At 73.1% G+C, this 6,653-nt stretch carries 7 protein-coding genes; 1 reads left to right on the top strand and 6 read right to left on the bottom strand.

Annotation, left to right across the window (positions count from 1 at the left end; translation table 11 throughout):
* Positions 1 to 1,341 (bottom strand): MFS transporter (locus E1293_RS42780; RefSeq protein ID WP_207939436.1); only part of this gene is annotated, 1,341 nt, incomplete at its 3' end.
* A gap of 98 nt (positions 1,342 to 1,439) precedes the next feature.
* Between E1293_RS42780 and E1293_RS42775 the strand changes: the two genes are divergently transcribed.
* The gene (locus tag E1293_RS42775; protein ID WP_207939435.1) at positions 1,440 to 1,943 is read left to right on the top strand and encodes a winged helix-turn-helix transcriptional regulator; all 504 of its coding nucleotides are present in this window, start codon (positions 1,440 to 1,442) and stop codon (positions 1,941 to 1,943) included.
* Between the two features lie 77 nt (positions 1,944 to 2,020).
* Here E1293_RS42775 and E1293_RS42770 read toward each other — a convergent pair whose 3' ends face one another.
* The 5 genes from E1293_RS42770 to E1293_RS48200 all read right to left on the bottom strand — a co-directional run.
* Positions 2,021 to 2,653 (bottom strand): GTP-binding protein, encoded by a 633-nt coding sequence (locus tag E1293_RS42770; protein WP_132205191.1) that lies wholly within the window; start codon positions 2,651 to 2,653, stop codon positions 2,021 to 2,023.
* Positions 2,634 to 3,071 carry a DUF742 domain-containing protein gene (locus E1293_RS42765; protein WP_132205189.1) on the bottom strand — a complete coding sequence of 146 codons (438 nt, stop codon included), beginning with the start codon at positions 3,069 to 3,071 and terminating at the stop codon, positions 2,634 to 2,636. Before E1293_RS42765 ends, E1293_RS42770 begins: the two co-directional genes overlap by 20 nt.
* Before the next feature lie 6 nt (positions 3,072 to 3,077).
* On the bottom strand, positions 3,078 to 3,494 hold the full coding sequence (locus tag E1293_RS42760; protein WP_132205187.1) for a roadblock/LC7 domain-containing protein: 417 nt from the start codon (positions 3,492 to 3,494) through the stop codon (positions 3,078 to 3,080).
* Positions 3,491 to 6,214, bottom strand: a complete 2,724-nt coding sequence (locus tag E1293_RS42755) for a sensor histidine kinase (RefSeq protein WP_132205185.1) — start codon at positions 6,212 to 6,214, stop codon at positions 3,491 to 3,493. Before E1293_RS42755 ends, E1293_RS42760 begins: the two co-directional genes overlap by 4 nt.
* A 77-nt stretch (positions 6,215 to 6,291) precedes the next feature.
* Positions 6,292 to 6,653, bottom strand: a 362-nt coding sequence (locus E1293_RS48200) for a hypothetical protein (RefSeq protein ID WP_165978668.1), incomplete at its 5' end; no start/stop codon positions are given.

The raw sequence follows: 6,653 nt of genomic DNA, 5'->3' as shown, positions 1-6,653 counted from the left end.
GGGCTGGAGTCGGCGGGGGGTCATGCCAAGGGCGGCGATCGCTGCGATCGCCATGAACCCGCCGACCATCAGCCAGGCGTTGGTGTATGCGGTGTGGGCTTCGGGCCAGCCGTGCGGGGTGCCGAGGACGGCGACGGCGAGGCTCACACCGAGGACGGTGCCGATCTGCCGGCTCATGTTGACGACGGCGCTGCCGGTGGCGTAGCGGTGCGGCGGCAGTTCGACGGCGGCGGCGGACAGGATGGTGGGGAGGGCGAGGCCGACGCCCGTCCCGCCGATGAGCCAGCCCGGCAGCAGCTCGGACGCGTACGCGGGCGCCGGGCCGAGGCTCATCGCGATCATGACGACGCCGAACGCGCACAGCATGCACCCGACGGCGGTGATCAGTCCGACGGGGACGCGGGCCGCGGCGAGGCGTCCGGCGATGAGCGCCATGATGGGGACCATCAGCGGGCCGGGCGCGACGGCGAGGCCGGTGCGGATGGGCGAGTAGTGCCAGACCTGCTGCATCCAGAGGACGCCGAGGAGCAGGTTGGCGGCGAACGCGACGGTGAACAGCAGGACCGCGGCGTTCGACCAGAAGAAGGTGCGGACGGCGAGCAGCGCGGGTTCGATGACGGGCGCGGGGTGCCGCAGGGAGCGCAGCCAGAACCAGGCGAGGCCGAGGAGGGCGGCGCCGACGACGAGGGTGGTCCGCTCCCCCGGCCAGTCGTTGATCTTGACGAGGCCGAGGGCGAGCAGCGCGATGGCGAGGGTGAGCGCGGCGGTGCCGGGCAGGTCCGGGAAGCGGGCGGTGAGGCCTTCGCGGGAGTCGGGGACGAGGCGCAGCGCGAGCAGCACCGCGATGATCCCGATGGGGACGTTGACCTCGAACACCCAGCGCCAGGAGGCTTCGACGAGGACGCCGCCGACGGCGGGTCCGGCGGCGGCGGCGAGCGCCGAGGCCGCGGACCAGATCCGCACCGCGCCGCCGCGCCGTGCCGCCGGGAGGGCCGACAGCAGGAGGCCGAGGCTGGTGGGGATGAGCGCCGCCGCCCCCGCGGCCTGCAGGACGCGGAAGCCGACCAGCCACCAGAGGGACGGTGCGGCGGCGCACGCCTGGGAGGCGAGGGTGAAGACGGTGAGGCCGAGGATGAGGCCGGCTTTGCGGCCGTAGCGGTCGGCGAGCCGGCCGAGCGGGACGAGCAGCGCGGCGAACACGATCGCGTAGGCGTTGAGGACCCAGGACAGGTCGGCCATCGGCGTGCCGGCGAAGTCGCGGCCGATGTCGTCGAAGGCGACGTTGACGATGAACAGGTCGAGGCCCGCCATGAAGGAGGCGACGGAGAGTACCGCGAGCACCGGCCCCGTGCGTACCTGACTTTGTTGCACCATAGTCAGGTACGCTAGCGAGCCACCTGACTTTGGTCAAGCGAAGTCAGCAGGTTTATAGTAGACGGGTGACGATCACACTCGAAGGGCACTTCGCCGACCGCGACGCCTGGTCGATGCAGAACTGCCCGGTCGCCCGGACACTGGCCGCGCTCGGCCCGCCCTCGGCGGTGCTGGTGCTCAGCGAGGCCTTCTTCGGGACCAACCGGTTCGGCGACTTCGTGCGCAACCTGGCCATGACCGAATCGGCCGTCACCGCCCGGCTGCGCCACCTCGTGGACGCCGGCCTGCTCACAAGGGAGCCCTACCAGGACCCCGGCCAGCGGACCCGCTACGAGTACCACCTGACGAAGATGGGCCTCGACCTCGCGCCCACGCTCGTCAGCCTCATGGAATGGGGCGAGAACTACCTGCCGCACGAGGAGGGCCGCCAGGTCATGCTGACGCACTCCACCTGCGGCGAGCGCGTGACGGCGCAGGTCAGATGCGCGGACGGGCACGACGTGGGGGTGGACGAGATCATCATGGGCCCGCCCGACCCCGACCAGTACCGGGACCGCCCCGCCGGCTGACGGCCACCGGCCGCGAAACCACCGGCGCGCCGGCGCGCCGGCCACTGGCGCGCCGGCGAACCGGCCGGGCACCCGGGCTAGACGCGCCGGGTGCCGCCGGCGAGCCGCAGCGCGTGCTCGACCAGCGAGACGAGCACCTGCTTCGCCGACACCGTGTGGCGCGCGTCGCAGAGCAGGATGGGGACGTGCGGGTCGATGTCCAGCGCCGTCCGGATCTCGGGCGGGTCGTAGTGGTCGGCGTTGTCGAAGCAGTTGACGGCGACGACGAACGGCGTGCCCTTGCGCTCGAAGTAGTCGATCGAGGCGAAGCTCGCCGTCAGCCGCCGCGTGTCGGCGAGCACGACGGCGCCGAGCGCGCCGCGCGACAGCTCGTTCCACATGAACCAGAACCGCTCCTGGCCCGGCGTCCCGAACAGGTAGATCGCGACGCCGTCGCGCAGCGTGATGCGGCCGAAGTCCATCGCCACGGTCGTGGTCGTCTTGGCGGCGACGCCGTCGAGGTCGTCGACGCCGACGCTCGCGTCGGTCAGCGACTCCTCGGTGCGCAGCGGCCGGATCTCGCTGACCGCGCCGACCAGGGTCGTCTTCCCGACGCCGAACCCGCCGGCGACGAGGATCTTCAGCGCGACCCGCGGGCCGTCTTCCCGGTCGTCGGCCTCGTCCGGGGACGCGACCGCGGCGGGCGGGGAGTCAGAGCGCGCGGAGTTCATCGAGCACCCTCCTGAGCAGGTTCGGATCGTTGTGCGGCTGGACGTAGGTCGTGGACGGCGACAGCGGCGACGCCGGCGCGGCCCACCGCTGGACCTCCACGAGGCCCGAGTCGACCAGGTCGCCGGCCAGCACCCGGATCACCCCGAACGGCAGGTTCAGGTCCGAGGCGAGGTCGGCGAGGGCGTGCGGGCGGCGGCACAGCGCCAGCAGCCGGCGCTGGTGGCGCGACAGCCGTCCGGGCTCGGACGCCGCCCGCCCGGTCGCGACGAGGATCGCCACGATGTCGAGCGGCTCGCCGCTCGGCCGGGTGCGGCCGCGCGTCACCGCGTAGGGGCGGACGATCGGCCCGGCGGCCGCGTCCAGCCACCGTTCCCTGCCGGGACCCCGCGGAGCACCGGGGACGTCACTGGGGTCCATGGCGGGTCACCTGGGTCCGGGGCCCGGCATGTCCTGCCTGAGTCCGGTGGACAGCTGCCTGCCGACGCGCTTGACCAGCATCGTCATCTCGTAGGCGACCAGGCCGGCGTTGGCGCCGACCTCGCTGAGCAGGGCGAGGCAGCTGTTGGCCCCGGCCGGGACGACGAAGAACAGGCCGCTCTCCATCTCGATGAGCGTCTGCCGGATCTCGCCGGAGTCCAGCTGCGGGCGCGCACCGGCCGCGAGGCTGTGGAACCCGGCGGCGAGGGCCGCGAGGTACTCGGAGTCCTCGCGTGCGACGCCCCGCGACTTGCCCATGACGAGCCCGTCCCGCGACAGCACCACGACCTTGCGGACCTGCGGGACCCGGTCGACCAGATCGTCGAGCAGGAAATTCAGCTCGGCCGCGACTTGCTGGGTCATGATCTTCCCTCCATGCCGTTCGCGGGACCTTCGGCGGGCCCTTCGTCCTCGTCCCGGCCGCGCAGCCAGCCCGACTGCAGGGACGCGAACAGGTCGCGGGACGCCTCCGCCGACCGCTCCTCCCAGGCGGCGATCGCGTCGCCCGCCGGAGGCGGGGCGGGTTCGGCCTCGTAGCCGTTCGCCTCGCGCAGCTGCGGCGCCAGGTTGCCGCCCCGCACCCGGCGCGGCAGCGGGGCCCGCCCGCCGCCGGCCGCCTGCGCCTGTGCCTCCCCGAACGGCGTCTCGCCGAACGGTCCGTCTCCGAACGCTCCGTTCCCGAAGGTCCCGTCCACGAAGGTCCCGTCCCCGAAGGACGCGGGCGCGCCGTACTGCCCGTTCGTCCCGGCGTAGGGGTCCTGGCCGTAGGCGGGAATGTGCGGGCCGCCGGCCTGGAACGGGCGCGTGGCGTCGAACGCCGGCGGTGTCCCGTTCGAGGAAGCCCCGTGCGACGGTGGGGTCCCGAACGACGTCGGGGTCTGGGCTCCGTCGCCGAACCCCACCGCCGCGTCATGGTCCGGCCGGTCCTCGCCCCAGTCGGGGAGGGTCGCCGGGGCCTCGGGCGGCACGGCCGTGTCCTGGACGGGCGCGATGTCCTGGACGGGCGCGGTGTCGTACACGGGCGCGTTCAGCATCGCCGTGGACGTGGGCGCCGCCTGCGCGGGCCACGCCTTCATCGACCCGTTCGCGGGCGCCGACCCGTTCTGCCGCGACCGCGGCTGTGCGGCCCCGTCCTCGTCCTCGGGCTGGTCGACGTCCACGATCAGCTGCCGCGGGATCAGCACGACCGCGCTGACGCCCCCGTACAGCGACGGCTGCAGGGCGACCCGGATGCCGTGCCGGCCGGCGAGCCGGGCGACGACGAACAGCCCGAGCCGGTCGGTGACGGCCAGGTCGAACTCGGGGGGCCGCGACAGCCGCAGGTTCAGCGCGTCCAGCTCGGCCTGGTCGAGCCCGATGCCGCGGTCGATGATGTCGATGGCGAACCCGTTCGCGCCCATCTCGCCGCGGACGAGCACCTCGGTCGGCGCCGGCGAGAACACCGTGGCGTTCTCGATCAGCTCGGCGAGCAGGTGGATGATGTCGGCGACCGCCTCGCCGATCACCGCGGCCTGGCTGGACACGACGACGACCTCGACCCGCGTGTAGTCCTCGACCTCCGACACCGCGGCGCGGAGCACGTCCTCGACGTGCACCGGGCGGCTCCAGCCCCGGCCCGGGGACGTCCCGGACAGGATGACCAGGCCCTCGGCGTGCCGGCGCATGCGGGTGGTGAGGTGGTCGAGCCGGAACAGGTCCTCGAGCGCCTTCGGGTCGGACGCGCCGCGCTCCATCTCGTCCAGCATCCGGAGCTGGCGGTGCAGCAGCGACTGGCTGCGCCACGCGACGTTGAGGAACACGCGGCTGATGCCCTGCCGCAGGTACGACTCGCGGACGGCGGTGTCGATCGCGGTGTGCTGCACCTTCGTGAAGGCGTCGCCGACGCGCGCGACCTCCTTGGTCCTGCCGATGACGAGCGGCGGCGCCTCGGCGTCCACATCGACCTCCTCGCCGCGCCGCAGCCGGGCGACGACGCCCGGCAGCCGGTCCTCGGCGAGGTTCAGCGCGGCGCGCTGCAGCCCGCGCAGCTCGCGGGACAGGCTGCGCGCGGCGAGCAGCGACAGCACGATCGAGGCGACCACCGCGAGCAGCCCGAACCCGCCCGCGAGGACGAGCCGCATGATGATCCGCTCACCGATCGGCTTGGCCAGCTCGTTGAGCGCGAGGCTGGCCTCCTGGACCTTCTGCGCCCATGCCTGCGACAGCAGCTGGGTGGTGGCCTGCCAGTCCGCGACCTCGGGCGGCAGCCGGTCGCCGCGCGCGTTCACGATCGCCGCCTCGGCCGCCCGGTACCGCTGGAAACCGTCGGACGAGGCCAGCTGGCTCAGCGGCCCGCGGATCTGGCCGTTCAGGTCGGCGAGCCCCGCGTCGAACTCGCGCCGCCCCTCCGCCGCCCACTGGACGAACGCGGTGTGCTCCTCCTGGGTGAACCGCCCGTTGCGCGCCATCGCGGCGGTGATGAGCGAGTCCTCGCGGAGCATGTAGGCGCGGGCGTTGCCGATGCCGATCAGCGCGCGGCCCTGCGTGAGGATCGCGACGTCGTTGACCGACACCAGGCCGTCGAAGACCTTGATGACCTGGTCCAGCATGGTGCTGTAGGCGTTGATGACGTCCAGCGCCCCGGCTCTCCCGGAGTCGACCTGGCCGCGCAGCTGCGGCAGCCGGTCCAGCGCCTTGATCGCCTCGGCGAGCCGCTGCTTGGTCTCCTGCTGGGCCGCGTCCTGCGCCTCGGGCGACAGCGCCGTCCCGCGGAACGCCTTCTCGACCCCGCTCACGCGGGCGCGCTGCCCGGCGAGCTTCTTCTTGTCGCCGGGGTCCTTGGTGCTCAGCGCCACGACGCTGAGGGACCGTTCCGCCTGGAGCTGGTTCACCAGGTAGAGGCCGGGCAGTCCCATCTTCTCGTACGTCGTCGAGAAGTCGTACTTGTCGAACGCGTCGCCGAGCGTGATGTTCGCCGCGAACGCCCACAGTCCGATGAGGGACACCAGCGGGACCAGCAGCAGCGCCGTGATCCGCAGCCTGATGGGACGCCTCCGCCGGGCGCTGCGGCCGGACGCGTCGTCGCGGGGTGTCTTCCTGGTCATCAGATCACTGCCTCAAGCCGGGGTCGGGCCGCGTGCCGCGGGCCCATGTCGTCGGAAAGCTCGTCGGGTGAAAGGGGTCAGGGGTGCGCCTCGTCGAGGGCCGCGCGGGCGACCAGGCCGCGCAGCCGGCCGTCGATCATGGCGACGGCCTCGGCGTGCCCGCGCACCGCCTGCTCCCGCGTGGTGTACTGCCCGATGTCCGCGTGCATCGCGTGATCGGACACGATCGTCTGCCAGAGCAGCGGCCGTCCGTTGGCCGCGAACCCGAGCCCGATCACGGTGAACCAGGTCGAGACGACCACGACGACGGCGCCGACGCGGATGACGTCCTGCGCGAGCAGGCGTCCGCGCACGTCCAGCAGCAGCCGCTGGGCCTCCTCCGCCGTGGCGCGCAGTCCGTCCCACCTGTAGTAGTCGGGAGGGGCGTGCTGCTCGGGGG

Origin of the sequence: Actinomadura darangshiensis, from assembly GCF_004349235.1 — a bacterium.
Taxonomy (GTDB): domain Bacteria; phylum Actinomycetota; class Actinomycetes; order Streptosporangiales; family Streptosporangiaceae; genus Spirillospora; species Spirillospora darangshiensis.
The sequence above is the reverse complement of the archived record's forward strand: the minus strand, read 5'-3'. Positions and strand labels throughout refer to the sequence as shown.